Consider the following 23,807-nt stretch of genomic DNA (forward strand, 5'->3'; position numbering starts at 1 on the left):
TTTTTTATATTAAAAAAAGGTTTTTATTCTTTTGTTTCTTCTACTTGAATAGTTGGAGGAACTTCAGGAGGAGTATCTTCGCCTTTTAAATAAGTTGGAAGGTTTAAACCTGCCATATTGAATAGATCATTTAATGGCGGAACTGTCTTCATCATTCCAGAAACAAAGTTAGCTGTAGAACCGTTTTCGCCTTGACCATTTCCAGAATCCCAAACCGTGATTTTGTCAATTTTGATATTTTTAACCGCTTCGACTTGAGTTTTAACCAATTCAGGAAGTTTTTCCAATAATAAAAGTTGGAATGCTTTGCTTGGATCTCCGCCTGCTGCAGCCACAACATCTTTATAACCTTCGGCTTGTTTCGTTAATATTTCAAATAAACCTTTTGCTTCTGCTTCCATTTTAGCAAAGATTGCATCAGCTTCTCCTTTTGCATTCTCTCTAATAGTTTCTGCAGCAGCTTGTGCTTCGATAATCGCTCTTTGTTTGGCAATTTCGGCAGGAACTACAATGTTGGCAATTTGAGTAGAACGCTCTCTTTCAGAACGTGCTAACTCGGCTTTTTGTTCAGCAAGGTAAGATTCTTCCAATGCTTTTGCCTGCTGTACTTTTTCTGCAAGCAATTGCAATACGCAACGATTCTGCTTCTTTTTCTCTACGAATAGCTTCAGAATTGGCAATAGCAATTTTCGCTTCGTTCTCTCCCTGAATCGCAATTGCGTTTGCTTCAGACGTTTTTACCCTTGTATCTCTTTCTGCTTCTGCTTTACCAATCGTTTCGTCTTTAGCCGCTGTTGCAATGCTAATTTCACGATCTTTTTGAGTAATCGCGATTTTTACATCTCTGTCTCTATGTGTTTCAGCAATTTGAGTGTCTTTTTCTCTATCAGCAAGAGCTTTACCAGTTTCTCCGATTTTTTCCTGCTCAGCTACGCTAATTTTAGCTTCATTGATTGCTTTTGCGCAGCCTTCTTTTCCTAAAGCTTCGATATAACCAGACTCGTCACGAATATCGGTAACGTTTACGTTGATTAGTTTAAGACCAATTTTCTTTAATTCGCTGTCAACGTTTTTAGAAATGTTATCTAAGAATTTATCACGGTCTGAGTTAATTTCTTCAATAGTCATCGTTGCAATAACCAAACGCAATTGACCAAACAAAATATCTTTTGCAAGCTCTTGAACTTGTTCTGATGACAAACCTAATAATCTTTCTGCAGCAGTATTCATACTGTCAGTTTCCGTAGAAATGGCGATGGTGAATCGACAAGGAACATCGACTCTAATGTTCTGACGGCTTAACGCATTGGTCAGATTCGCTTCGATAGAAAGCGGTTTTAAATCTAGAAAAGAGTAATCCTGAATTACTGGCCAGATAAAAGCACCACCACCGTGTACACAACGTGCTGAGGTTCCGCCAGTACGACCATAGATTACTAAAATTTTATCTGAAGGACAGCGCTTGTACCTCGAGATTAATGCTGAAATGGTTACGAATAGAACGATTGCCGCAACTGCAATCAAAATAATTGGGTTGATCATTATAATTTATGTTATATGGTTTCTACGATTAAAAGATTGTTGTTTTCTATTTTGACAACTTTTACAGCCGAGCCAGACGGAATTCTTTCATTTTCTGTCATAGCTTCAAGTTCATGAAAAGCGCCATTTACGCTAATCATAATTTTACCTTTTCCGGTTTTATTTTCTGGAATGGTCAAATAAACTTCGGCAGTTTTATTTAGCGTATTAGTGATTTTAAAAGAATTGTCTTCGGCTAGTTTTTGCACTTGTTTGATTACAAAGAAAAACAATAGGACAAATAAAACTCCAACGACAAAAGCGAGTGTAATAAGAAACCATGGCTTTTCGCCAATTGTAGCATAAAATGAAATGCCTGTCCAGCTAAAACCTAAAAGAAAGTTGATTAGATTTCTTAACGAGAAAAGCTGAAAATCGCCATCGTGAACATGTGCATCAAAATCGGTATCGAAACCATCGGCAATGTCAAGGCCCGAAAAAGTAATAATGGTTTGAATAAGAAAAATTAAACTTGTTGGAATCGCGATGTACCAAAAAGATTTAAGCAACGTAGGTAAACTGTCTAATAGCTCCATAATTTTCAGTTTTTCGAATAACTTTTGGCGCTAATATCTCATTTTTTTTGTAAGAAAACTAATTTTAAAGAAAAATGTGCTTTACAGTATTTGTAGAATAAAAAAAGCGTGAAATCAATAAAGAATTTCACGCTTTTATTTTTTAAGCCACTAAAATTTTACTGCAGGCCTTCTGAATTTGTTTATCCGAAAACGGTTCTAGTGTTTCGGCAAGCATTTCACTGGTTTTGATGCATTCCATCATTTTTGATCTTAGCTCTTTGTCATCTCCCAAATCTGTTTCAAGAATTCGCTTGAAAATTTCAGACAGATAATGGGGCTGTTCTCTAAAATCTCCTTCAAACCATAAGTCTGAAAGGAATTTTGCCATTGATGGCATTACATCGTGATGTGTTGGTTTTTGATTTTCCTCTGTCATGATCGAAAATTTTAAACGCACGAAACCCTCATTTTAGGTGTGACAAAATATTCAAAAGAATAGATCAAGGGCAGTTTCCTGCTCCAGCACCATGATGAGGGTTTCGCTTATCGTTACTCTAAATAAGTTTATTATCGAAAGTCTCTTAAATATTTTGTCAGTACAAACGTACAAATATAAATTTGAAAGAAACAATAAAATGTAAGAATTTTATTTAGTTAATGTTGTCATTTCGAGGAACGAGAAATCTTCGCGAGAGGCTCTACAAAGATTGGATTCTCATTGCGGAGTTACTTGCGAAGATTTCTCGTTCCTCGAAATGACAAACTATATGTTTAGTATGTAAAATCAGTTTAGTTTACTGTCGCTCCATTCGGTGCATCAGCATCTGGATTTACAAAAACCAATTTTCCTTCAGCGTTTGTTGTCATTAAAATCATTCCCTGACTTTCAACACCACGTAAAGCTCTTGGAGCAAGGTTTGCTAATACAGAAACACGTTTTCCGATGATTTCTTCTGGCGAAAAACTCTCAGCAATTCCTGAAACAATCGTACGAACATCAATTCCTGTATCTACTTTAAGAACCAAAAGTTTGTTTGCTTTTGGCATTTTTTCAGCCTCAAGAATAGTTCCGATACGAATATCCATTTTCGCAAAATCCTCAAACTGAATTAAATCTTTTTGCGGATCTGGTTGTTTGCTCTCAGCCAAATTAGCTGTTTTTGTTGCTTCCAATTTATCTATTTGTTTTTGTATTTCTTCGTCTTCGATTTTAGCAAAAAGTAATTCTGCTTCACCAATTTTATGTCCTGCTGGCAATAAATCTGAATGCTCAGAAATATCATTCCAACCTAATGTTTTATCCAAAATAACATCTGTAGCTCCAGGATGGTTTTCTTTTAAGAATTTGCTGAATCCTTTAAAGTGTTCTTTCAAATCACCTAAATTTAAGATTCTTGACAATTTAGCCGCTGTGAATGGTAAAAACGGCTCAGCTAAAACGCTTAAAGCAGCTGGCAATTTGCAAGGCCACATACATTTGAGTTTTTACACGCTCTGGATTGTCTTTCATAACTTTCCAAGGCTCTTCGTCTGCAAGATATTTATTTCCTAAACGAGCCACATTCATCAATTCGCCCAAAGCTTCACGGAATCTGTAACGCTCAACCGAGCTTGAAATCACAGCCGGATACGCTTTTAATTCTGCCAAAGTTTGTTCGTCAACTTCTGTAAATTCGTTTGGCGTCGGGATAACTCCTTCGTAATATTTGTTGGTTAAAACCACAACACGATTTACGAAGTTTCCGAAAACAGCAACCAATTCGTTGTTATTTCTAGCTTGGAAATCTTTCCAAGTAAAGTCGTTATCTTTTGTTTCAGGAGCGTTAGATGTTAAAGCATAACGCAAAACATCTTGCTTATCTGGGAACTCTTCTAAATACTCGTGCAACCAAACCGCCCAGTTTTTAGAAGTCGAAAGCTTGTTTCCTTCCAAATTCAAGAACTCATTTGCTGGAACGTTGTCTGGTAAAATATAGCTTCCTTCAGCTTTTAACATCGCTGGGAAAATGATACAGTGGAAAACAATATTGTCTTTTCCGATAAAGTGAACTAATTTAGTGTCTTGGTCTTTCCAATACGGTTCCCAATCTTTTCCTTCGCGCGCTGCCCATTCTTTTGTAGAAGAAATGTAACCGATAGGTGCATCAAACCAAACATAAAGTTTTTTGCCTTCGGCACCTTCAACAGGAACATCAATTCCCCAATCTAAGTCACGTGTTACGGCACGAGGTTCTAAACCTGCGTCGATCCAAGATTTTACTTGTCCATAAACGTTGGTTTTCCAGTCGCTTTTATGCCCAACTAAAATCCACTCAGTTAAAAAATCAGTATATCTGTCTAAAGGTAAAAACCAGTGTTTTGTTTCTTTAAGAATTGGAGTTTCTCCAGTAATAGTCGATTTTGGATTGATCAAATCAGTCGCGTTCAAAGTCGATCCGCATTTTTCGCACTGATCTCCGTAAGCTTCTGGATTATCACATTTCGGACAAGTACCGACAACAAAACGATCTGCTAAAAACTGATTTGCTTTTGCATCGTACAATTGTTCTGTCACTTCTTCGATAAAATCTCCTTTATCATACAATGTTCTAAAGAATTCCGAAGCCGTATCATGGTGAATTTTCGCCGAAGTTCTTGAGTAATTATTGAATGAAATTCCGAAATCTTCAAAAGATTTGCGGATAATTCCATCATATTTATCAATAACTTGCTGTGGTGTAACTCCTTCTTTTTTAGCTTTCATAGAGATTGCAACCCCGTGTTCATCGCTTCCGCAAATAAATGCTACATCTTTTCCTTGCAATCTTAAATATCTGGAATATATATCTGCAGGCACGTAAACCCCAGCCAAATGCCCAATATGAATAGGCCCGTTGGTGTAAGGCAATGCCGCCGTGATCGTATATCTCTTTGGATCTTGTATCATAATTCAATTTTATTGAGTGCAAAAATAAGCAATAGAATTGAGATTTTAATATTACACGGAGATTCGCAGAGTTTTTCCTAGAGATTCGTTAAGATTTTTGCCACGAAGGCACTAAGACACGAAGTTTTTTTATTGCCATAGATTAAAAGGATTAAAAGATTTTTAAATATGAATTGCCTCCAGCTTTAGCTGGAGGTTAATAATGTAAAGTTGTGAGGCTTTAGCCAAACGCTCATTTTTTGGCTAAAGCCATTTTATTGAATCACTATTATGACATCCAGCTAAAGCTGGACGCAATTCAAAAAATCATTTTTAATCCTTTTAATCTGTGGCATATTTTACTTATGGTCTTTTTGACTATATTTGAAAAAAATATCAAAAACATGAAGAAAATATATCTAACCATTTTAATATTGTTTGTGTATTGCGGTTATTCTCAATCACAATCAGAAAAAAGTTTAAAGCAAGGACAATATTCAAACCCGATTTTTGCGGGTGACTATCCAGATCCTAGTTTGTTGCGCGACGGAAAAGATTATTATGTCGTTCATTCTTCTTTTGATTATTATCCCGGGCTTTTAATTTGGCACTCAACCGATTTAATGAATTGGGAACCTGTAACCAATGCACTTCATAAATATGTTGGAGCCGTTTGGGCGCCAGATTTAATCAAATACAACAATAAATATTACATCTATTTTCCTGCGAATAATACCAATTTTGTAGTTACTGCAGATTCTATTAACGGACCTTGGAGCGAACCAGTAGATTTGAAAATTGGCAACATAGATCCTGGACACGTAACAGATGATAAAGGAAACCGCTTTTTATATTTCAGTAACGGCGGTTATGTGGCTTTATCAAAAGACGGACTTTCGGTAACCAGCGAATTAAAACATGTTTATGACGGTTGGAAAATTCCGCGCGAATGGAGTATTGAATGTTTTTGTATGGAAGGACCAAAATTATTCAAGCGCGGAGAATACTATTATTTGACCGTTGCCGAAGGTGGAACCGCTGGGCCAGCGACAAGCCATATGGTGATTTCGGCAAGATCAAAATCGCCTTTGGGACCTTGGGAAAACTCACCACATAACCCGATTGTTCGCACGAACAACAGTTCTGAAACTTGGTGGTCAAAAGGACACAGCACTGTTTTTGAAGATGCAAACGGAAAATGGTGGATGATTTTTCATGGTTATGAAAAAGACTATTATAACTTAGGCCGTCAAACTTTGTTACAACCTGTGGAATGGACAAAAGACGGTTGGTATAAAATTTCTGATAACATTCAAACTGATAAACCGATTGCAAAACCTGAGGGAAAGACGCTTCCTGAGTTTTCTTTGAGCGATAATTTTGGAGGTTCGGCCTTAAAGCCACAATGGAAGTTTTATAATGAAGTGGAAAATTCAAGATTTAAAGTGGCTAACAATACTTTGACAATTGAAGGAAAAGGCGATGGAGTAGGAAACAGTTCTCCGCTAGTAGTTGTACCGGGTGGACATTCTTATTCTGCAGAAGTTGAAATGGAAATTGAAGGTGAAGCAACTGGCGGATTGGTGCTTTTTTACGATAATAAATATTACTCAGGGATTTTAGCCGATCAAAATAACATTTTGGCCAATTTGAGAGGATGGCAGTTTCCAACGGAGAAAAATACGCATGCGCGAAAAGTCTTTCTTAAACTGAAAAACATTAAAAACACTGTAGATATGTTTTACAGTATTGATGGAAAAGACTGGAAAAAAATCGAAAACTCTGTAGAAGTTTCAGGATACAATCATAATGTTTTGAGTGGATTTTTGGGATTAAGGATTGGTCTTTGCTCTATTGGAAAAGGAAGTGTGAAGTTTAAGAATTTTGTTTACAAGGCGCTTTAGTTTTTTTTCTGCCACAAAGGCGCTAAGGTGCAAAGATTTTTTATTAAGAATCTAAGTTTTTTAAGTTAGTCATCTGTGCTAATGTGCTTAAATCTTTTAATCCCGATAGCTATCGGGAGCGTGAAACAATAAAACTTTGTGCCTTCGCGTCTTCGTGGCAAAACCCACATAAAATAGAACCAGTTTAAACTACGTTTCGAGCTTATAAATGAGAATATATTTCGTAATCTTTGCAGCGGAAAAAAACAAATTTATGAGCAAGACTAAATTAATCATCAATAAAAATGGTTCTATCAAAATTGAAGGAGATTTTGAAATCATGGATCCAGAAGGAGCACTTTACGGTTTACAAGGAAGACAAGCGCTTGGACTTTGTCGTTGCGGACATTCTTCAAACAAGCCATTTTGCGATGGGGCACACAGAAACAACTTCGAACACGATTCAAAGGCTTTCGATTTACCGCCAATGAAAACGAACTAAGAAGTTCTATAGTTTTAAATATTTGAAACCGCATTCTGCCAGATGCGGTTTTTTTGTTTGATTTAATAAACGATGCAGTTTTTGGTTTTTAAATAAAAACCTTGACTTTTTATGCTTTTCAGTTGCCCCAAAGAATCAATAGAAACCAGAAATGATTCTTTAGATTCAGGACAGCTAATATATTTCATGACTTTTAAATCATAACCATTTTTTGTTTTGAGATAACCATTTCCTTTTGGATTATATGGGTCAATATCAAAATCTTGAATTTTAGCAATTAGAAAAGCTTCTTCTGGGTTATCAATTTTATTTATATAAGTGATTAATTCTTCTTTTTTTAAAACATAGTTCCATTTATTATTATCGAAATAAATTATAGTGTAACTACAACTCATAGGTTGACAACCCGTGAAAAAACCACTTTGGATGGGTTGGTAATTGTTTTTTTGTTTTAGCTTTTTATCTCCCTTGTAAAATATCACTTTAGGAGTAAGTGGCAGAGAAAAGTTAATTTCCCAATAAGCATATTCTTTATTAGGATTGATCTTTTTTAGCAAACTTTCAACATCTGCTTCTTTCGAAGTTAGAGGTTGGTATTTTGTGTCCTTGCAAGATATCAGAACCAGAAAGATCAATAGAATAATTTTTTTCATGAATATTTCGGCATTAAATATAAAGTTCTCCTTTCATGGTTATAATCGAAGAACCTCCAACCAAAATATCTTCCTGACGATTCATAACTTCAATCAAAGAGGCCTGTTTTAGTTTGACACCTTGAAGAATTTTATATTCTTTATCAGATTTAGTGAATTTCTTTTCTGTTAAAAATCCAATTAAAGGTCCCGCGGCCGTTCCTGTTGCAGGATCTTCATTAATTCCGATTATCGGATTAAAGAATCTTGTTTCAACGATATGATCTAGGCCTTCATCTGCTGGAGCGAAACAATAAAAACCTTCAAAATTATATTCTTTAGAGATCTGAATTAAGAGCTGATTGTCTGGAACAAAGCTGTTTAATATTTGGCTATTCTTTATCGGAACCATTGTATGGGCAACTTCTGTTTTAACTATTGTCGGGACAAAAGAATTTACATCCAAGTCCTCAATTTTTAAACCTAGCGCCACCGCAATTCTATATGTTGGGATTTCCTGTTTGATCACAGCCGATTTCTGGTGCATTTTAACAACCGGAAAAAAAGTATCCAAATCAAAACTTACCGTTACCGGAATTGCCGAATGATTCATAATTACAAAAGGTTCACTTTCGTTTTGTTCATCAAAAATTGGCATTCCTTTTAAAAGAGCGCCACAAACTGCACCCAATAAATTATGGCCTGCACCGTCGATTTCGATTCCGGTTGGGGTAAATGAGCGAACAACAAGTGCTTTTTCTCTTGTAGAATAATAAACAAAAGAAGTTTCAGAATAGCCAAATTCTTTAGAAATATCCTGATAGGTTTCTAATTTTAAATTTCCATCTGTAAAAACAACCGAAAGCGGATTTCCTTTGTAACTTTCGTTTGAGAATACGTCTAATACGTAATATTCTAATGCTTTTCTTCCCCCCATATTTTCTTGTTTTTAAGCTTAACCCTCTCTTAAAGGAATAAAATTACGCTTTATTCTTGTATTTCATAAACACGTTTTATTTTTCAAGGTTATTTTAAGATTACTGTTTAATTAAAAATTTGTTTCTAATTCAGAAAATAAAATCAGAAAAAGTTAAAAATCAATGAACAAGCATTTTAGTTTGAATTAATTCAAGTAATTTTAAACTTTAAAAAATAATGTTGTTATTTTTATGATGGTTAAGAGACTTTCGATAGGATTCTTTTTTCTTTTTCTAGTCAATGAGGGAGTTGCTCAAAATAAGATTAATCTATTTTCTGAGATTAACTATAACTCAATTCCTGCGGTCAATTTGAGTGAATACAAATCGGTTCAGGATCGAGACAGCCGACTCCAAAACCCTAATATTGCTTTGGGAGTTGCTATTTCTGGCGGAGGATCTAGAGCGCAGTTTTTTAGTATGGGCGTTCTTTTAGGTTTGGAAGAAATTCAAGAAGATAACTCGAGCCGTAATTTTCTTAATGAAATAGATTATTTTTCGACTGTTTCTGGAGGCTGTTACTCGGCAGGTTATTATTTGACCATTCTGAAAAACAAATTGCAATATGATAATTGCAGTTTTAACGAATTTTATTTTTCTAAAGCCGATGCTTTCAAATCAGATGTCAATAAATCGGCTACTATTTTTTCTCTTTTAAATAACAGCAGAAACGAAAAAGGAGAAAAAATTTCGATGGCACAACGGCTTGATCTGGAAGTTTTGCAATATGATAGCGCTAACCCAGAAAATCAGAATAAGTTTAAGACTCAAATGTTATTGTCTGATTTCTTTATTCCAAAAGACAGCAAACTTAATCCGCAATTGCCAATTATGGTAGCAAATGGAACGGCTTATAATAATGGAGAACGATTTCCATTCATGCCACACATTATTCGTGCTTTAAAAATTGATGCGTCTTTGGCTCCTAATAAAGCTTCACTTTCGCTTGACGAAAACCATATCAATAACGGTTACGACTTTCCGCTGACTTATGCAATTACGGCAAGTTCTGCTTTTCCTGGTATTCTTCCTAAGACCAAATTCGGAATCAAAAATCAAGATAAAATTTTATGCGTTATTGATGGTGGTGCGTCTGATAATATGGGATATGAAACCTTAATAGAACTGCTTCACAACGATTCTAAAGTGAAAGATAAGAATAAAAAAGCGCTTTTTATTGATTGTTTAGGGCAAGGAAAAAAAGCACCTTTTATAAATGATGAAAAGATTAGGTTGCTTTCTTTGTTAGAGACTGCTTCTTTGTATACGGTTCAAACTAGATATATGACTTTTGAAAAAGATGTCGAAAATGTGCTGGATAAATACAAAATCCCGACTTCAAATTATCAAGTAATTGGTTTTACAACTTTGCGTGATTATTTAATAACCTTGAAAAAAGATAAGGCTTACGAAGAGTTAGTAAAACAATTAAAAGATACTGATGATGAAGGCTGCAAGTTGGCTGAAACTTCACGATGATTTTCGAGCCAAATTGATTGCAAAGTTTGGTATGGACAGTTTTAAAAAAGATAAATTTGGTGAACCCCAATTGTCTAGTTTGGATAGAGAAAAGTTTAAAGATTTTGATGCAAGCGAACTTTTAATGCTTTATGAGTATGCTTCGCATGTTGAAACCAAATTAAAAATAACCCCAGAAGAAAAAGAAATGCTATTACTGTCTGGGCGTTTTGCGGTTTTTTTGAAAACCAATGAACTGAAAAACTTGTTAGTAGAAAATAAAGGAATTTAGCTATTGCTCAAAAATAACCTTTTTGTCTGTTTTGTCTGTTTTAATGATATCGTAAGGTCTTGATAGCTTTAAAGTGCTATTGCCATTTTTTAGTTTTTCTACTTTGACGATAATGGTATTTCGGTTTTCGGTAATTTCGACAATATCTATAGAATGTCCGCCACTGTTTTGGGTTTTGTCTATAACAGCAATGACTTGATATTTACTGAAATCGATGTTTATTTCTTTAAAATCTTTTGATAAATCACTAGAAACATTCATTTCTGTAATTAATTTATCCCAACTTTTTTGATCTTTAATTATTAAATGTCGCGGAGCAAGACTTTTATCATTAGGAAAAGAATCTCCTTTGGCAACTAACGAATATTGTACATCAGAGTTTGGTAAATCATCATTTTCACAACTTGTCAAAACAAGCAGAATGCTAAGAATTAAGATGATCTGTTTCATGATTTTGGTTTTGGTTGCAAAAACTTTTATATAAAGTTTTATCTATATAATCAGATGCATTTGTCTCCAAATAGTTGCGTTAAAGGTGTTTAATTTATTAGCATCTTTATATTAGATAAAGATAACGCTAATTTTGATTAAAGATTGTGCTCAATAACAAATAAAAATAATGCAAATGGTATAATTTTATTTAATATCATTCTCATCCATTAACATTTGTTCTCTTATATAAGTTTGAAACGACTTATTAGTGTAATAAAGTTCTCCGCTTTCGTGCCAAAATTCAACGATTTTACCATCATTCCGATCAAAGTCAAAACCAGAAAAATCGCCAGAAAAATTATCTCCAAAAAACCAAATGTTTGATTTCAATTCGTAGTGATTCTCCAAGCCTAAGTCTTCTAAATTAAATAATGAAGAGGCAATATTAAATTGACAGTTTCTAAAACTTCCCGAACCAACTTCTTGTAAATAAGTAATATAATCTTCGGGTAGTTTTGGAAATTCTGAAAGAAGATCTTCAATTTGATTTACGGTTAAGGCTGTTCTGTTATTGTTGTCTTCTACCTTTTTGAGGAATTCTATTTCTAAATTGTAGTTTATTGCCATAAATTTTAGTCTTCAAGTTCTTTCTTGCAAATATCTATTTCGCGTTGTACTTCTTTTTCCAATTTTGGTAATTCGTTGGTAATCCAATCTTGGCTTTCTTTGCTGAGGTAGTTTTTATTCTCGTCTAGCTTGTACTTCATAGCGCCATTAATCACCGTTATCATTTCTTCGACTTTACATGTGCCGTTTGCAAAGTTTGGATCTATTAAATATTTTAAAATTTCTTTTTCGGACATAGGTTTGTAATACAAAATATGACTGACTAAAGGAAAATAAAAGTAAAAGTAATTATTGGTGTTAGAAGCAAATCGTATTTTGTGTAAGGCTAATATCAAAGAGTCTAATTCTGAATTTGTAGTTTGAAAATTCAACTTTTTTAAAAGATCAAAACAAATTTTGGAGTAAGGCAGTATTTTTCCAACTTCTTCCAGATAAGTAAATGTCTTTTCAAAATTATTACAGTCGTTATTTCCAAAAGAATTCATAAGAGAGCGAATTTTATTTTTCATTTTAAATCTATACAGTAGTCTAAATGATACATTTTTGAGGTCTATTTATTTGGAAGTTTTTAATTGATGGGAAGGGTTTCAGATAGTGCTAAAATACAGTTTTTCTATTTAAAAGAATTAATACATTTTCTGTTATCATTGAGTAAAAAATAGCAAGATAACTATTGTCTTCAGTTTTGTTAATGCTTGAAATAACTAATTTTTCTCTCTTTTTGTTTTTTCAATTTTCAATTAGTTTTACAGTCATCTCGATTATTTGCCGCAACTTTGCAAAACAATCTTTTAAATAAAAACTCAAATGGAATTCGGTAAAATCATAATTTCAGAAACTGCTTCAAAAAGCGAAAACCCGCAAGATGTTGTTAATTCGAATATTTCGGTAATCAATTTAATGAGAGAAGAAAAAATAGACGACGACTTGATTCACGAAGATGCTTTAATGAGTTACTATCTGGATTTTTACGCCTCAAAATATGCGGAAGGTAATTTTTCGAAATTCGTTTATGATTCAGGATGGAATAAAGAATTGAACGAGTTAATTGAAGAAGGCTTAGCTTTAATAGGCGCAGAAAAACATTTGGAATTGTTTAAAGAGCAATGCCGTAAACTGCGTTTGCAAAGCAACATTAAATTAGGAAAATTTCTAAAAGAAAAATACGACACACCAAATGCTTTCAAGGATTTGCTAAACAATAATGCTTATTTTGAATTGGATGAAAACTTGGCAGAGTTGAATGCCGCTTTCTTAAAATCGCATCCTGATACAGAAGTACTTTCGGTAGAAGAAATGTTTAAAACACTGGAAGAATTTGTAGGACACGAAATTAAGAGAGATTAAGTTTTTATTTTTTTGCTGTGGTTTGTAAGAAAATTATATATTTGGAATGCCCTAAATTTTCTAACAAACCAAAGCCTATGAAAAAAACGATTCTTTTAAGTGCCGTTTTGATGTTTCTGTTTTCCTGTGGGAAAAAGGAAAATGTTAAAAACGATGCCGAAGTTCAGTATCAGGAATTGCTTTCAGAAACACAAGCACATCTTGGTCTTGGTAAGAAGCCGATAAAAAAACTCATTTTTAAAAATCCTGATGAAATTGAAGATTCAGAAGAATTAAATCTGGAATTACTTTCTAAAGTCGCTTCCAATCTGCAAATCAAATATTCTAGCATTAGAATTAAGGAAACAAGTTCTATCAACTACGATGATAAAACGACATTTTTTGTTTTGACTACAGTTGAACATAGGAAGAAAGCACTTCGATCGGAGGATGAAGAAGAATTAGGAGATTTTTTTCAGCGTAAATATTTATTTGTAAATAGAGAAGACGGAAGTGTAATTGCTGAAGAATTTGATGAGAACTTAGGTTATTATGATAATGAAGCCATTCAGTTTTCTAAATCGCACATTTTAAGAGATTTGGTTTTTCTAAATGAAAAAACTCCTGCTATTGCTTTTTATACAGAAGCCAGTGCAAGCAGCCGAATCGTACTGTATTCTGAACAAAAATTTACGTTGATTACTTTGGCTGACAATGAAATTAAAAAGGTTTTATACGAATATCCTATTCGATTGACCAACGGTGATTCTAACGGAGGCGGAACCTTTCAGGTAGAAACTTTAGAAACGGGAATGAGTTTTTCTGATCAGAAAACAAACGGTTATTTTGATTTGATAATCACCAAAAACTTTTCTTATGAAGAAGCTGTCGAAAGTGATTTAGAAAACGGAATTGAAGAAAAAAGCGATCTGAAAACCAAAAAAGAACTTGAAAAAATTAAGTTTAATGGCAGAGATTATGCTTTTCATAGAGACGATAGACATCGTTTTTTGGAGTAAAACTTTATAAAATTCAAATAATAGCAAGAGCACTTTTAGAGTGCTTTTGCTATTTATAGGAGATTTAGGTTTTCCTGAGAAAGTTTGTCCTTTTGTTAACAAACATTTCCTTAAATTTGCTTCCGTTATAAAAATACAATAGTTATAAAAATCAAGCTATGTTACAAATTGCATTTATTAGAGAAAATCAAGAGAAAGTAATCAAGGCTTTAGCAAAACGAAATATCGATGCTAAAAGCGTTGTTGAAGAAGTGGTTCAATTAGACGAAAATCGTCGTGTTGCACAAGTGGAATTAGACAATACTTTATCAGAATCTAATAAATTGTCCAAAGATATTGGTGAATTGATGAAAGCTGGAGAGAAAGCTAAAGCGACAATCTTAAAAGAAAAAACAGTTTCGCTAAAAGAAAAAAGCAAAGAACTGAGCGAAAAAGCAGAAGCTTTGGCCGTTGAGTTAACGAATAAATTATACACTTTACCAAATCTACCGGCTGATATTGTTCCTGAAGGAAAAACTCCAGACGATAACTTAAATGTTTTTCAAGAAGGAGATATTCCCGTTTTGCACGAAGGAGCACAACCACACTGGGAATTGGTGAAGAAATATGATATTATCGATTTTGAATTGGGTGTAAAAATCACTGGTGCAGGATTTCCTGTTTATAAAGGAAAAGGAGCTCGTTTACAACGTGCTTTAATCAATTACTTTTTAGACAAAAATACCGCTGCAGGATATAATGAAGTTCAGGTTCCTCATTTAGTAAACGAAGCTTCAGGATTTGGAACGGGACAATTGCCAGACAAAGAAGGACAAATGTATCATTCTACAATTGATGATCTATATTTGATTCCAACAGCTGAGGTTCCAGTTACCAACTTATTCCGCGATGTTATTTTAAACGAAAGTGATCTTCCTGTTTTACATACAGCATATACACCATGTTTTCGTCGTGAAGCAGGTTCTTACGGAGCTCACGTTCGCGGGTTAAACCGTTTGCACCAATTTGATAAAGTAGAAATTGTTCGTGTAGAGCATCCAGATAATTCTTATGCTGCGCTTGATGGAATGGTTGAACACGTAAAAGAGATTCTTCAAGAATTGAAATTACCTTATAGAATTTTACGCCTTTGCGGAGGTGATATGGGATTCACATCTGCGTTGACGTATGATTTTGAAGTGTTTTCTACAGCACAAGATCGTTGGTTAGAGATCAGTTCTGTTTCTAACTTTGAAACTTTCCAGGCAAATCGCTTGAAATTACGTTTCAAAGACAAAGACGGAAAAAACCAATTGGCTCATACGCTTAACGGAAGTTCATTGGCGCTTCCGCGTGTTTTAGCTGGAATTATTGAAAATTACCAAACTCCAGAAGGAATCGTAATTCCAGAGGTTTTACGTCCTTACTGCGGATTTTATATTATAAATTAATTTAGTTTACAGTCTCAGTCTCAGTTTACAGTTTCGGCTGTGGACTGTGACTGAAAACTGTGACTAAAAATTACAACTTATGAAAAACGGAATATTAAATTGGAACGTAGATCCTGTCATTTTCTGGATTACGGATAGTTTTCCGTTAAAATATTACGGAGCTCTTTTTGCCTGCGGACTTCTTCTCGGGTTTTATATCGTCAGAAACATATATAAAAAAGAAAATCTTTCCTTAGACAATCTCGATTCTTTACTTATTTATGTCATTGTCGGAACCGTTTTAGGGGCAAGACTTGGACATTGTTTCTTTTACGAACCAGACTATTTCTTCAAACATCCTATAGAAATTCTTTTACCAATACAAAAGATAAAAGGAGCTTATCAGTTTGTTGGTTATCAAGGTTTGGCAAGTCATGGAGGTTCGATCGGAGTTATTACGGCAATGATTTTATATTGTCGAAAATTTAAAGTTCAATTTTTAGGGCTTTTAGATAAAATGTCTGTTGCGGTTCCTGTAACGGGTGCTTTTATCAGAATGGGAAATTTTATGAACTCTGAAATTTATGGAAAACCTACTGACGGAAGTTGGGGAGTGATTTTTCAGAGAGATGATTTAATTCCTAGACATCCAACGCAATTGTATGAAGCTTTTGCTTATATATTGATTTTTGGAATTCTGTTTTATATGTACAAATCAGAAAAAATCAGAAATGCGCAAGGATTAATCTTCGGAACTTTCTTAACTTTATTATTTACAGCTCGTTTTATAATTGAATTTTTCAAAGAAAATCAAGAAGCTTTCGAGAATAATATGCTGATTAATATGGGACAAATTTTAAGTATTCCATTTATTTTAATTGGTTTGGGCTTGATTTTTTGGAAAAGTAAAAAAGTCTCAGTTTACGGTAACAGTTTACAGTAGCTAAAAACTAAAAAGTCAGAATTTATAGTCCTAGTACTGGCTGAGAACTGCGACTGAAAACTAAATAAAAAGCAGTATGAAAAACATATTGATGGGTATCGTTTTATTATGTTCTGGTTTTGCGTTTGGACAAAACGAGCAGTTGGCTCAATACTATTACGACAAAGGAGATTTTGATAAAGCGAAAATTAGTTATGAAGAGCTTTTGCGAGCTGCGCCATCTAATACTCAGTACTTTTTAAGAACGATCGATTGTTATCAGCAATTGCGGCAATTTGCAAACGCCGAAAAAGCAATTCAAGATCGTTTTAATCGCTATAAGCAAGGTGTTTTTTTAGTTGAAATGGGATACAACTTTCAATTGCAGAAAAACGATTCGAAAGCCAAAAATTACTACGAACAGGCAATCGAGAAAATAAAAACAAGTCCGAATGATGTTTACGGAATTGCAAGTTCATTTGAGAAAAAAGTATTGCTAGAATATGCTTTAAAAGCTTATCAGACTGCAATGCAAGTTCAGCCCAACTTTAATTTCAATTTCCAAATCGGAATGCTGTACGGTCAGTTAGGAAAAACCGATTTAATGATTGATTTGTTATTGACAGAATCTTTCACAAATCCGCAGAATACTAATCTGATTCAGACGCAACTTTCTCGATTCATGAATGGAGAAACCGATAATACCGCTTTTAAAGATGCCATGCGAAAAGCATTAATCTTAAAAACTCAGAAAGATCAAGATGTTTTCTGGAATCATTACTTAAGCTGGTTTTATGTGCAAGAAAAAGAATTCGGAAAAGCATTCATTCAAGAAAAAGCCATTTACAAACGCGAACCAGAATCGTTGATGAGCATTGTCAATTTAAGTCAGTTTGCATTGAATGAAGGAGACAATGATACGGCAGAAGAAATTCTAAATTTCATTCTTCAAAATACTAAAGACCGTGATTTGCTGATTCAAAGCAATGCGAGTTTAATGCAAATAAAGATCGATAAAGCGCAGGAAAAAGATTATCCAGCAATCAGTCAAGAACTGCAAGCAATTGTTGGCAACTTACGAAATAAATCCTTTTACCTTATCTTTGCAAATCATTCAAGCTCATTTTCTGGCTTTTAATTTGAAAAAAACAGAAGAGGGGAAAGCTGTAATGAAAAAGGCTTTGGAATTGAATTTAAACGAATATCAAAAAGCCGATGCAAAAATGGAGTTGGCGGATATTTTGCTTTTGGAAGAAAAAATACAATCAGGCGCTTATTTATTATTCGCAGATTCAATTGGATTTAAAGAATGATGTAATGGCGCATGAAGCCAGTTTGAAAGCGGCAAAAACAAGTTATTACAAAGGTGATTTTGAATGGGCAAATAAACAGTTTAAAGAATTAAAAGCCGCAAACACACAATTGATCGCCAATGATGCTTTAGAATATTTTCTGTTAATTAATGATAATACCGCAGCAGATTCGACTCAAGTGGCGCTGAAACAGTTTGCAAAAGGAGATTTTTTAATTTATCAGAATAAAAAGCAAGAAGCGATAGCGCAATTTCAAAATATTCTAAAAACGTATAAAGGGCAAGAAATTGAAGCGGTAACTTTATTGCGTTTAGGCAAAGTTTATGAAAGTCAGAAAGATTTTGCTTCGGCTTTAAGCCAATATCAGCAAATTATTGACAATCACAGCGACGGAATTTATGTAGACGAAGCGCTGTTTTTCTCGGCTGAAATTTATAACGATGAATTAAAAGATCCAGAAAAGGCAAAACCTTTATATGAAAAGGTAATTTTTAACCATCAAGACAGTATTTATTTTGTCGATGCCAGAAAAAAATACCGCGAGTTAAGAGGAGATAAGAATTTATAGTTCGGTTTAATCGTTTATTCGGTTAATCGATTAACCGAATAAACGATTAAACAAGAAAAATTAGTAAAATGATGATTTGAAAAGATTTAAGAATCAAGAGAAAAAAACTCAGAACCTTAGAATCTTAACATCTCAGAACCTTAGATTAGAAAAGAAATGATTATTTATAACGTTACCACAAACATACACGAAAGCGTTCATGACCAATGGTTAAAATGGATGCAGGAAAAACACATACCCGAAATTCTCGCAACTGAAAAATTTTCTTCTGCACGAATTGTAAAAGTTTTGGTTGAAGAAGAAATGGGCGGAATTACATATTCTGTACAGTATATAACAGACAGTAAGGAAACTTTGGAGAAATTTTATATTGAAGATGAACCAGAATTTCATAGAGAAGCTTTAAGTCTATTTGCAGACAAAATGCTTTCTTTCAGAACAGAATTAGAGGTTATTTCGGAGCATTAAATTTTTAATTCTCGGTCTTGGCTCTCAGTTTTTGGTTTATAATTGAGAAAAAAGCATAAAAACTTGCCGTCTTTGAGACTTTATTGCAAAAAAACAAAAATAAAGCTTTGCTTCTTAGTGCCTTTACAACAAAAAGAATACTTTTGCAGACCTCGTGGCAAACAAGAAATGAAATGGAAAAAGTAAAAGCCAAAAAACATTTAGGACAGCACTTTCTTAAAGACGAAAGTATTGCAAAAGCTATTGCAGATACTTTGACTTTTAAAGGATATGAGGAGGTTTTAGAAATAGGACCAGGAATGGGTGTGCTTACTAAGTATTTGCTCGAAAAACCAATTAATACACACGTTATTGAAATCGATACCGAATCTGTAGCGTATTTGGATGCCAATTATCCGAAATTAAAGAATAAGATTATCTCTCAGGATTTCCTGAAGTATAACATAAATGAAGTTTACGAAAATAAACAGTTTGCCATAATAGGTAACTTTCCTTATAATATTTCTTCTCAGATTGTTTTTAGAACTTTAGATCTTAAACATCAGATTCCAGAGTTTTCTGGAATGTTTCAGAAAGAAGTAGCTGAGCGCATCTGCGAAAAGAAAGGCTCAAAAACCTACGGAATATTATCAGTTTTAGCTCAGGCTTTCTATAATACAGAGTATCTGTTTACGGTTGATGAAAACGTTTTTATTCCTCCGCCCAAGGTGAAATCGGGTGTGATGAGAATGACCCGAAAGGAAGATTATAACCTTCCTTGTAGCGAAAAGTTATTTTTTACAGTTGTAAAAACGGCTTTTCAGCAGAGACGAAAAACATTACGTAACAGTTTGAAAACATTAAATTTATCAGACAATTTGCGAGAAGACACTATCTTTGATAAACGTCCGGAGCAGACTTAGCGTAGATGAATTTATTGAACTAACTCAAAAAATAGAAGCCAATGGAGTTCAAAATCAGTAAAGAATTAATCAAACAGATTGCTCAACTTATTCAGGCAAAAAATAATAAGGAGCTTGAAATCTTGCTAAATGATATTCACCATGCAGATTTCGCCGAAATTCTTGATGAAGTAGAAATTGATGATGCAACTTATATTTTCAAAGTTTTAGACAGTGAAAAAACCGCCGAAATTCTACTTGAATTAGACGATGATTTACGTGAAAAAATCTTAAGCCGACTTTCTCCAAAAGAAATTGCGGAAGAACTTGATGAGCTTGAAACCAATGATGCGGCAGATATTATTGGTGAACTTTCAAAAGATCGTAAAGCTGAAGTTATCTCAGAACTTCAGGATGTTGAGCACGCAAAAAGCATCGTAGATTTACTTCGATACGATGAAGATACCGCTGGAGGTATAATGCATAAAGAATTAGTGAAGGTAAATGAAAACTGGAATGTTTTAACCTGTGTCAAAGAAATGCGAATTCAGGCAGAAAATGTTTCCAGAGTTCATTCTATATATGTAGTTGATGATGAAAATCGTTTAAAAGGAAGATTATCACTTAAAGATTTATTGACTACTTCGACCAAAACACAAATCTCGGATATTTACATTAGAAAATTAAATTATGTAAATGTTGAAACGCCAGATGTTGATGTTGCGCGTTTAATGGAGAAATATGATTTAGAGGCAATTCCAGTTGTTGACGAATTAGGACGCTTGGTTGGTCGCATTACAATTGATGATATTATCGATGTCATTAAGGAAGACATCGAGAAAAGAGATACCGAAGATATTCAGAAATTCGGGGGATTAGAAGCCTTAGAATTGCCATATGTGCAAACACGACTTGTAGAGATGGTTAAGAAAAGAGCGACATGGCTTGTTGTTCTTTTTATTGGAGAAATGTTCACTGCTTCGGCAATGGGATTTTTTGAAGGAGAAATCGAAAAAGCTGTTGTTTTGGCATTATTTGTTCCGCTTATTATATCGAGTGGAGGAAATTCAGGATCACAAGCTGCAACTCTTATTATTCGTGCAATGGCTCTAAAAGAGTTAACGCTAAAAGATTGGTGGTATGTAATGAAAAAAGAAATCGCTTCGGGTTTCTTATTGGGTGCCATTTTAGGGATTGTCGGTTTTATCAGGATATTTATTTGGCGACAAACTGGGCTTTATGAATATGGAGAACATTGGCTTACAATTGGTCTTGCCGTATCGCTTTCATTGGTGTTTATCGTTTTATGGGGAACTTTGTCTGGCTCGATGATTCCGTTTTTATTAAAGAAACTTAGGCTAGACCCCGCAACTTCATCGGCACCTTTTGTAGCTACTTTAGTAGATGTAACTGGATTAGTAATCTATTTTACAATTGCTTCTTTGCTTTTAAAAGGAAAGTTGCTTTAAAATAATCTATTTGTTTCTAAAAAAATAGCTAGATCTGATTCTTGAATTCTAGATTTTTGCCACAAATTAGCAGTTTGCAGTGATTTAAAATCTCTAAAATCTGCGTAATTTGCAAGCGGAAAATGCTGTTTACCAACCAGAAATAAATTAAAGCCAAACCAAAATGAAAGTACACATTATTGGAGGAGGAAACCTTGGGGTTTCTATTGCCTTAGGGATTGCTAAATTCTCGAAAAACAACCAAGTTACTGTCACTAGAAGAAACACTGCAAGTATTCAATATTTATCAGAATATGGCATTACGGTTTCAAACGATAATAAACACAACATTCAGGAAGCTGATGTTATAATTTTAACCATAAAACCGTATCAGGTAGATATTGTTTTGGCTGAGATTTTGCCAGTTATTAAAAACAAAACAATTGCTTCTGCAGTAAGCGGATTGTCTTTGGATGTTTTTCAAACCAAAACAAACTACGAATATCCTGTAGTGCGCATTATGCCAAATATAGCGGCGCAATTTGGAGAATCGGCAACTTGTATTTCTTTTCCAGAAAAATATAAAGAAAATGCTACTCCAATTGTAGATTTATTCCAAGATTTAGGAACAGCTCCTGTGATCGACGAAAAATTGATGGACGCGGCAACAGTTTTAGGTGCTTGCGGAACAGCTTATGCATTGCGTTATATTCGTGCCTCTATGCAAGCGGGAATCGAAATCGGTTTTGATTCTAACACTGCTTTAGCAATTGCAAGCACAAACAGTAAAAGGAGCCGCAAAAATGCTTTTAGAAGAACGAGTGCATCCAGAACAATTGATCGATCGTGTAACGACGCCTCAAGGCTGTACGATTGTCGGTTTAAATGAAATGGAACATAATGGTTTCAGCTCATCATTAATTAAAGGAATTAAAACTTCTTTAAAACAGATCAAAGGTTAGTTTTAAAGAAATTCCAATATTTAAAAAATCCAAATTCCAGTTTAAACTCGAATTTGGATTTTTTTGTTTCAGAAATTAATGATTTCGTTTTATTGAACAGTAATCTATTATTAAATTCAAGTCTTTTTCTTTTACGCGTTCTGAAAACATCGTTCGATGATAATCTATTCCTAATTGTTGAATTTTTGTAGTATCGATTTTATGATTTTTACCAATAACCCATTTTACAAAAACTAATGAATCTACTCCACGAAGCGGTGGCCCTGTATTTTTGAAATCTAATTTATGACAAGCAGCGCAGTTTGAATTGAATATCTCTCTTCCTTTTTCTTGATTTTTGGATAGCTTTGGTATTCCACAAAAGACAGGAACAGGTGTCGCACAGTAAAAATCTGAAATCGGCGGTTTATATGTTATGACTTGATAGAGAATAATACCAACAAGCAATATTATGAGAGATATTGATATTGCAAGTATTTGTCTAATTCTTTTCATCAGTTAAACTCAGTAATTAGAATTTAAAACATTCGAAATTTACTTTCTGTTTAATGTATATTTTAAATAAAAGAATCCCATTAATCCTGCTAAGAAGGAAGCAATCAGAATGGCTATTTTAGAAAAAACGACAATTTCAGGGTTTTTGAATGCTAAAACTGTTATGAAAATTGACATAGTAAAACCAATTCCGCCTAACATTCCTGCTCCTAAAATGTGTGCCCATTTCAAGTTTTTCGGTAAAATGCATAAACCCGAAGTTACACCTACTGAAGAGAAAAGCAAAATTCCAAGAGGTTTTCCAACTACAAGCCCCAAAATAATTCCGTAAGTATTAACATGACTAAGACCTTCGTGCCAATTGTCTGAAATTGTTAAAGCAGTATTTGCAATTGCAAACAACGGCAAAATGAAAAAAGCAACTGGCCTATGTAAAAAGTGCTGTAGCCTATATGAAGATGTTTTTTCGCCACCATCTCCAAACGGAATAACAAACGCTAAAATCACACCAGTTATGGTTGCGTGAACTCCAGAATTAAGCATAAAATACCACATTATTGCTCCACCGATCAAATATGGAATTAGATTGTGAATTTTCATTCGGTTTAAAACAAATAGTAGCCCCCAAATTCCAAGAGCAATTCCAAGATTTAAAAAAGAGATTGATGTTGTGTAAAAAATGGCAATCACGATAATTGCTCCTAAATCGTCAATTACAGCCAAAGCAGTTAAAAAAACTTTTAATGAAGTAGGAACTTTATTGCCAAGAAGCGATAAAATCCCGATTGCAAAGGCAATATCGGTTGCCATCGGAATTCGCTCCGTTTTGTGTAGTTGTTCCATAGTTTAATGCCAAAAAAATTGTCGCAGGAACAAGCATTCCGCCAAAAGCGGCCATAATTGGCAGTGAAGCATTCTTAATGTTGGATAATTCGCCATGATAAATTTCGCGTTCCAGTTCTAATCCGATCAAAAGAAAAAAGATTGTCATTAATCCATCATTAATCCAATGCGTTATAGAGTGCCCCGAAATTTCTTTCTCCCAAAAAGCAACATATGGAACTTGAATAGAAGAGTTGGCAAGATAAAGAGATAAAATCGTGACAAATAGCAAGATAATCCCTCCCGATTTTTCGTTTTCAAAAAAGGCTTTAAAAGTCTTGGTTAATTTCATTGGGAAGATTTTCTG

At 34.1% G+C, this 23,807-nt stretch carries 17 protein-coding genes and 7 pseudogenes; 13 read left to right on the forward strand and 11 right to left on the reverse strand.

Features of this window, described 5'->3' with window-relative positions; genetic code table 11:
• Positions 1-23 precede the first annotated feature (23 nt).
• The 4 genes and pseudogenes from P5P87_RS17545 to metG form a co-directional block, all read right to left on the reverse strand.
• Positions 24-1,542 (reverse strand): annotated as a pseudogene (locus tag P5P87_RS17545) (flotillin family protein).
• An 11-nt stretch (positions 1,543-1,553) separates the two neighbouring features.
• A complete protein-coding gene (locus P5P87_RS17550) occupies positions 1,554-2,117 on the reverse strand; it encodes an NfeD family protein (RefSeq protein ID WP_198855193.1) in 564 nt (187 codons plus the stop codon).
• 142 nt (positions 2,118-2,259) lie between these two features.
• On the reverse strand, positions 2,260-2,535 hold the full coding sequence (locus P5P87_RS17555; RefSeq protein WP_198855194.1) for a hypothetical protein: 276 nt from the start codon (positions 2,533-2,535) through the stop codon (positions 2,260-2,262).
• A gap of 353 nt (positions 2,536-2,888) precedes the next feature.
• A pseudogene (metG, locus tag P5P87_RS17560) lies at positions 2,889-5,025 on the reverse strand (methionine--tRNA ligase).
• A 383-nt stretch (positions 5,026-5,408) separates the two neighbouring features.
• Here metG and P5P87_RS17565 point away from each other — a divergent pair.
• Together P5P87_RS17565 and P5P87_RS17570 are read left to right on the forward strand one after the other, a co-directional pair.
• A complete protein-coding gene (locus P5P87_RS17565; RefSeq protein ID WP_278020106.1) occupies positions 5,409-6,908 on the forward strand; it encodes a family 43 glycosylhydrolase in 1,500 nt (499 codons plus the stop codon).
• 253 nt (positions 6,909-7,161) lie between these two features.
• Complete coding sequence (locus P5P87_RS17570; protein ID WP_198855197.1) at positions 7,162-7,389, forward strand: CDGSH iron-sulfur domain-containing protein; 228 nt, start codon at positions 7,162-7,164, stop codon at positions 7,387-7,389.
• A 62-nt stretch (positions 7,390-7,451) separates the two neighbouring features.
• Here P5P87_RS17570 and P5P87_RS17575 read toward each other — a convergent pair whose 3' ends face one another.
• On the reverse strand, positions 7,452-8,042 hold the full coding sequence (locus P5P87_RS17575) for a hypothetical protein (protein ID WP_198855198.1): 591 nt from the start codon (positions 8,040-8,042) through the stop codon (positions 7,452-7,454).
• Between the two features lie 13 nt (positions 8,043-8,055).
• Positions 8,056-8,958: a PhzF family phenazine biosynthesis protein gene (locus tag P5P87_RS17580; protein WP_278020107.1), complete on the reverse strand. Its 903-nt coding sequence runs from the start codon at positions 8,956-8,958 to the stop codon at positions 8,056-8,058.
• Positions 8,959-9,190: 232 nt separating this feature from the next.
• Between P5P87_RS17580 and P5P87_RS17585 the strand changes: the two genes are divergently transcribed.
• Both P5P87_RS17585 and P5P87_RS17590 read left to right on the forward strand, forming a co-directional pair.
• Positions 9,191-10,477 carry a patatin-like phospholipase family protein gene (locus tag P5P87_RS17585; protein WP_278020108.1) on the forward strand — a complete coding sequence of 429 codons (1,287 nt, stop codon included), beginning with the start codon at positions 9,191-9,193 and terminating at the stop codon, positions 10,475-10,477.
• Entirely contained in the window at positions 10,440-10,748 is a 309-nt protein-coding gene (locus P5P87_RS17590) for a hypothetical protein (RefSeq protein ID WP_278020109.1), read from the forward strand. The genes P5P87_RS17585 and P5P87_RS17590 overlap by 38 nt, the downstream gene beginning before the upstream one ends.
• Here the strand turns inward: P5P87_RS17590 and P5P87_RS17595 are convergent, their stop codons facing one another.
• The 3 genes from P5P87_RS17595 to P5P87_RS17605 form a co-directional block, all read right to left on the reverse strand.
• Complete coding sequence (locus P5P87_RS17595; protein ID WP_198855201.1) at positions 10,749-11,198, reverse strand: protease complex subunit PrcB family protein; 450 nt, start codon at positions 11,196-11,198, stop codon at positions 10,749-10,751. It abuts the gene before it with no gap.
• Between the two features lie 186 nt (positions 11,199-11,384).
• Positions 11,385-11,807, reverse strand: a complete 423-nt coding sequence (locus P5P87_RS17600; protein ID WP_198855202.1) for an SMI1/KNR4 family protein — start codon at positions 11,805-11,807, stop codon at positions 11,385-11,387.
• Between the two features lie 5 nt (positions 11,808-11,812).
• Entirely contained in the window at positions 11,813-12,316 is a 504-nt protein-coding gene (locus P5P87_RS17605; protein WP_233074028.1) for a hypothetical protein, read from the reverse strand.
• 298 nt (positions 12,317-12,614) lie between these two features.
• Between P5P87_RS17605 and P5P87_RS17610 the strand changes: the two genes are divergently transcribed.
• From P5P87_RS17610 to proC, 9 genes and pseudogenes are all read left to right on the forward strand, one after another.
• Complete coding sequence (locus P5P87_RS17610) at positions 12,615-13,154, forward strand: DMP19 family protein (RefSeq protein WP_198855203.1); 540 nt, start codon at positions 12,615-12,617, stop codon at positions 13,152-13,154.
• 77 nt (positions 13,155-13,231) lie between these two features.
• Positions 13,232-14,152, forward strand: coding sequence for a hypothetical protein (locus P5P87_RS17615; RefSeq protein ID WP_198855204.1), 921 nt, complete (start codon positions 13,232-13,234; stop codon positions 14,150-14,152).
• A gap of 158 nt (positions 14,153-14,310) precedes the next feature.
• A complete protein-coding gene (gene serS / locus P5P87_RS17620) occupies positions 14,311-15,582 on the forward strand; it encodes a serine--tRNA ligase (RefSeq protein ID WP_278020110.1) in 1,272 nt (423 codons plus the stop codon).
• Between the two features lie 79 nt (positions 15,583-15,661).
• Complete coding sequence (gene lgt, locus P5P87_RS17625) at positions 15,662-16,504, forward strand: prolipoprotein diacylglyceryl transferase (RefSeq protein ID WP_278020111.1); 843 nt, start codon at positions 15,662-15,664, stop codon at positions 16,502-16,504.
• A 76-nt stretch (positions 16,505-16,580) separates the two neighbouring features.
• Positions 16,581-18,364: pseudogene (locus P5P87_RS17630) on the forward strand (tetratricopeptide repeat protein).
• Between the two features lie 156 nt (positions 18,365-18,520).
• Positions 18,521-18,832, forward strand: a complete 312-nt coding sequence (locus tag P5P87_RS17635) for a DUF4286 family protein (RefSeq protein WP_198855208.1) — start codon at positions 18,521-18,523, stop codon at positions 18,830-18,832.
• A gap of 173 nt (positions 18,833-19,005) precedes the next feature.
• Positions 19,006-19,795 (forward strand): annotated as a pseudogene (gene rsmA / locus P5P87_RS17640) (16S rRNA (adenine(1518)-N(6)/adenine(1519)-N(6))-dimethyltransferase RsmA).
• Positions 19,776-21,182: a magnesium transporter gene (mgtE, locus tag P5P87_RS17645; protein WP_278020112.1), complete on the forward strand. Its 1,407-nt coding sequence runs from the start codon at positions 19,776-19,778 to the stop codon at positions 21,180-21,182. Before rsmA ends, mgtE begins: the two are co-directional and overlap by 20 nt.
• Positions 21,183-21,345: 163 nt before the next feature.
• Positions 21,346-22,123: pseudogene (gene proC / locus P5P87_RS17650) on the forward strand (pyrroline-5-carboxylate reductase).
• Positions 22,124-22,198: 75 nt separating this feature from the next.
• On the opposite strand, the pseudogene P5P87_RS26185 reads toward proC, so the two are convergent.
• Together P5P87_RS26185 and nhaA are read right to left on the reverse strand one after the other, a co-directional pair.
• Positions 22,199-22,450: pseudogene (locus P5P87_RS26185) on the reverse strand (c-type cytochrome); the annotation flags it as partial.
• A gap of 207 nt (positions 22,451-22,657) precedes the next feature.
• Positions 22,658-23,792: pseudogene (nhaA, locus tag P5P87_RS17660) on the reverse strand (Na+/H+ antiporter NhaA).
• Between the last annotated feature and the right edge of the window lie 15 nt (positions 23,793-23,807).

Origin of the sequence: Flavobacterium ginsengisoli (assembly GCF_029625315.1) — a bacterium.
In the GTDB taxonomy this organism is placed as follows: Bacteria; Bacteroidota; Bacteroidia; order Flavobacteriales; family Flavobacteriaceae; genus Flavobacterium; species Flavobacterium ginsengisoli.

What these genes read in the sequence shown, in the direction of transcription:
- P5P87_RS17550 (WP_198855193.1), bottom strand. Translation starts at nt 2,117, where the DNA reads ATGGAGCTATTAGACAGTTTACCTACGTTGCTTAAATCTTTTTGGTAC.
- P5P87_RS17555 (WP_198855194.1), bottom strand. Translation starts at nt 2,535, where the DNA reads ATGACAGAGGAAAATCAAAAACCAACACATCACGATGTAATGCCATCA.
- P5P87_RS17565 (WP_278020106.1), top strand. Translation starts at nt 5,409, where the DNA reads ATGAAGAAAATATATCTAACCATTTTAATATTGTTTGTGTATTGCGGT.
- P5P87_RS17570 (WP_198855197.1), top strand. Translation starts at nt 7,162, where the DNA reads ATGAGCAAGACTAAATTAATCATCAATAAAAATGGTTCTATCAAAATT.
- P5P87_RS17575 (WP_198855198.1), bottom strand. Translation starts at nt 8,042, where the DNA reads ATGAAAAAAATTATTCTATTGATCTTTCTGGTTCTGATATCTTGCAAG.
- P5P87_RS17580 (WP_278020107.1), bottom strand. Translation starts at nt 8,958, where the DNA reads ATGGGGGGAAGAAAAGCATTAGAATATTACGTATTAGACGTATTCTCA.
- P5P87_RS17585 (WP_278020108.1), top strand. Translation starts at nt 9,191, where the DNA reads ATGATGGTTAAGAGACTTTCGATAGGATTCTTTTTTCTTTTTCTAGTC.
- P5P87_RS17590 (WP_278020109.1), top strand. Translation starts at nt 10,440, where the DNA reads ATGATGAAGGCTGCAAGTTGGCTGAAACTTCACGATGATTTTCGAGCC.
- P5P87_RS17595 (WP_198855201.1), bottom strand. Translation starts at nt 11,198, where the DNA reads ATGAAACAGATCATCTTAATTCTTAGCATTCTGCTTGTTTTGACAAGT.
- P5P87_RS17600 (WP_198855202.1), bottom strand. Translation starts at nt 11,807, where the DNA reads ATGGCAATAAACTACAATTTAGAAATAGAATTCCTCAAAAAGGTAGAA.
- P5P87_RS17605 (WP_233074028.1), bottom strand. Translation starts at nt 12,316, where the DNA reads ATGAAAAATAAAATTCGCTCTCTTATGAATTCTTTTGGAAATAACGAC.
- P5P87_RS17610 (WP_198855203.1), top strand. Translation starts at nt 12,615, where the DNA reads ATGGAATTCGGTAAAATCATAATTTCAGAAACTGCTTCAAAAAGCGAA.
- P5P87_RS17615 (WP_198855204.1), top strand. Translation starts at nt 13,232, where the DNA reads ATGAAAAAAACGATTCTTTTAAGTGCCGTTTTGATGTTTCTGTTTTCC.
- serS (WP_278020110.1), top strand. Translation starts at nt 14,311, where the DNA reads ATGTTACAAATTGCATTTATTAGAGAAAATCAAGAGAAAGTAATCAAG.
- lgt (WP_278020111.1), top strand. Translation starts at nt 15,662, where the DNA reads ATGAAAAACGGAATATTAAATTGGAACGTAGATCCTGTCATTTTCTGG.
- P5P87_RS17635 (WP_198855208.1), top strand. Translation starts at nt 18,521, where the DNA reads ATGATTATTTATAACGTTACCACAAACATACACGAAAGCGTTCATGAC.
- mgtE (WP_278020112.1), top strand. Translation starts at nt 19,776, where the DNA reads ATGGAGTTCAAAATCAGTAAAGAATTAATCAAACAGATTGCTCAACTT.